Below are 2,516 nucleotides of genomic sequence, written 5' to 3' on the forward strand. Positions count from 1 at the left end.
GCCGACCCCCAGCGGATCCACGGCGACGACGCTGAAGCCCCGGTGCACCATGTGCTCGGCGAAGCTGTAGCCGTCGCGACCGGCCACCTGGAAGTCCCAGTACGTACGGCTGTAGGAGCCACCCGGCCAGCACACCAGCACTGCCCGCGGCCCCTCGGCAGCCCACACCGTCGCGCGAAGCATCGTGGCGGACGAGACGAATGGCAGCGATGCCGTCACGTCGAGGTCGAGCTCGTAGGAACGGACGGGGCTTTCGATCATGAGGTCTCCTTCAGGGAAATGGCGAGTCCGGCACCGGCGCCTGGAGGGACGCCGATGCCGGACGGGTTCAGCTGAGGCTCACGACACGCCCCACAGCTTCTCGTACTGCGCCTTGTAGTCCTCGATGACCGGGAACGGCTTGGACGTGTCCGTCGGGACGGTGTCCTTCTTGACCAACCAGTACGGCGGGCCGGCGTCGTTCAGCGGCACCCCGGCCCAGTGCCGGGCCAGCGCGTCGAGCATCAGGTAGTCGTACGAGTAGAGGTCACCCGGGACAAGGGCCTCGATCGCGCCGGACTTCAGGTCGGTGAAGTTCTGCGTGCCGCCGCCCTGGCCGACGATCTTGACCTTGTCGCCCAGACCGGCCGCCTTGATCGCCGCGGGCAGGCCCGCACCGAGAGCGTCCGTGACCGACAGCGCGACGTAGTTGACCTTGGGATGGCTGCGCAGGTAGGAGATGATCCGGTCCGGCGCATCCTTGCCCAACGACGTCAGCGGGATGTCGAGGCTGTCGACCGAGCAGTCCGAGCAGTACTTCTTGACGCTCGCGTCGAAGGTCTCGCCGACCTGCTTGAGGATCTCGAACGCCGAGATGTTGACGTACAGCGCGTTGGCCTTGCCCTTGCTGTCCGCGACGACCTCGGCCGCTAGGTAGTCACCGATCGGACCGTTCTGCTTGTCGGTCGCGGTGTTGTAGAGCAGCCCGTCGCCCGCCGTCGCCAGCGAGCAGCACGTCACGAACTGGACGCCGGCCTTCTTGGCGTCGGCGATCTGCTTGGAGTACGCATCGCGGTCGGCAGCGTTGAGGATCACCGCGTCGGAGCCGTTGCGGATGGCGGCGTCGATCGCGCCCTGCACCTTCTCTGCCGAACCGTCGGTCGCAACCTGGTCGACCGTCCAGCCCAGCGACTTGGCGCCGGCGGCGAGGATCGGGCCCTGGATGGCACAGGCCTCGACGCCGCAGCTGACGAACGTGATCTTCTTGCCGGTGGGGATCGGCTTGCCGACCGGCTCGGTGACCGGGATCGTGGTGGGCCGCTCGGAGGCCTTGGCCACGGTGGCCTCAGCTGCCTTGAGCCCGGCGGTGTCGACCGAGCCCGAGCTGGATGCGTCGCTTGAGCCGCAGGCGGATGCCATGACGAGGACTGCCGCGAGCGTGATCGCCAGCGCACCGCCCTTGGCACGGCCGCGGAGGCTGCCAGGTTTCTTGGACATTTTTCTCACTTTCTGTGTGGACATAACGCCCCGAGAGTTGTGGTGGGTCGGCCGAGGCCGGGGGTGGTCAGGCGGGTTGCGGCTCGGGTTCTTCCGTTGCCGGTGCCCGAGCGGACAGCGTGGTGCGGCGTTGCAGGCCCGTCACCATCAGTGCGGCGATCAGGACGATGCCGACGAACAGCGCACCCGACCATTGCGGGGCGTTCGCCAGCCCGAGACCAGTCGTGCCGGTGCCGAGCAGGAGGACCGCGATGATCGTGCCGCCGGCATTGAACCGGCCGTTCTTGAGCTGCGTCGCACCGAGGAACACCGCGGCGAATCCGGGCAGCAGGTACGGCGTGCCGGCGGTCGGGGACCCGCCACCGAGGATCGAGGCCAGCACGATCCCCGTCGCGCCGGACAGCACGCCCGAGGTGACGAGCGCCATGAACTGGAGCCGGGCGACGCTGACCCCGGCAAGCCGCGCCGCGTCCGGGTTGAAGCCCGTGGCGTACAGGCGGCGTCCCGTCGCGGTGTGCTCGAGGAGGTACCAGATCGCCACCGCGGCCAGCGCGAAGTAGAGCACCGGAAGGGTGATCCCGCCGACCGTGGTCTGCCCGATCTTGGAGAACCCGCCGGCCAGCTTGGAGTCGCTGATCGGCGTGTCGTTGGTGACCAGCGTGATCAACGCCTGGATCAGCGAACCGGTCGCCAGGGTTGCGATGAACGAGTCGATCTTCATCACCACGACGACCGTCGCGTTGATCAGTCCGACGGCGAGCCCGATCAGCACCCCGAGCGCCAGGGCCAGTCCCAACGGGACCCCGTCGACGACGAAGTGCGCGACCGCGACCCCGCACAGGCTCATGTTGAGCGCGAACGACAGGTCGAACACGCGAGCGGCCAACGGGATCGTCACCGCGAGCGCGGCGAGTCCCGTGATGGCGTTGGAGTTGAGGATCTGCTTCGCCGTCGTGATGTTGGGGAACGTGTCCGGCGCCCAGAACGAGAACACCACCACGATCGCGAGCCAGACATAGATCGCGCCGATCTTGTCGAAT

3 protein-coding genes are annotated in these 2,516 nt (G+C 67.8%); all 3 read right to left on the minus strand.

What is annotated here, in order from left to right:
- A partial coding sequence (locus V6M46_RS08255) for a hypothetical protein (RefSeq protein ID WP_332663657.1) occupies window positions 1-261 on the minus strand: 261 nt, incomplete at its 3' end.
- Between the two features lie 78 nt (window positions 262-339).
- Window positions 340-1,476 carry a sugar ABC transporter substrate-binding protein gene (locus tag V6M46_RS08260; protein WP_332663659.1) on the minus strand — a complete coding sequence of 379 codons (1,137 nt, stop codon included), beginning with the start codon at window positions 1,474-1,476 and terminating at the stop codon, window positions 340-342.
- Between the two features lie 67 nt (window positions 1,477-1,543).
- On the minus strand, window positions 1,544-2,516 hold a 973-nt coding region (locus tag V6M46_RS08265; protein WP_332663661.1), incomplete at its 5' end, for an ABC transporter permease.

Source organism: Aeromicrobium sp. (assembly GCF_036676885.1).
Classification (GTDB): Bacteria; Actinomycetota; Actinomycetes; order Propionibacteriales; family Nocardioidaceae; genus Aeromicrobium.

Bases quoted from the DNA above. Each gene is read 5' to 3' on its own strand.
- V6M46_RS08260 (WP_332663659.1), bottom strand. From the start codon at position 1,476: ATGTCCAAGAAACCTGGCAGCCTCCGCGGCCGTGCCAAGGGCGGTGCG.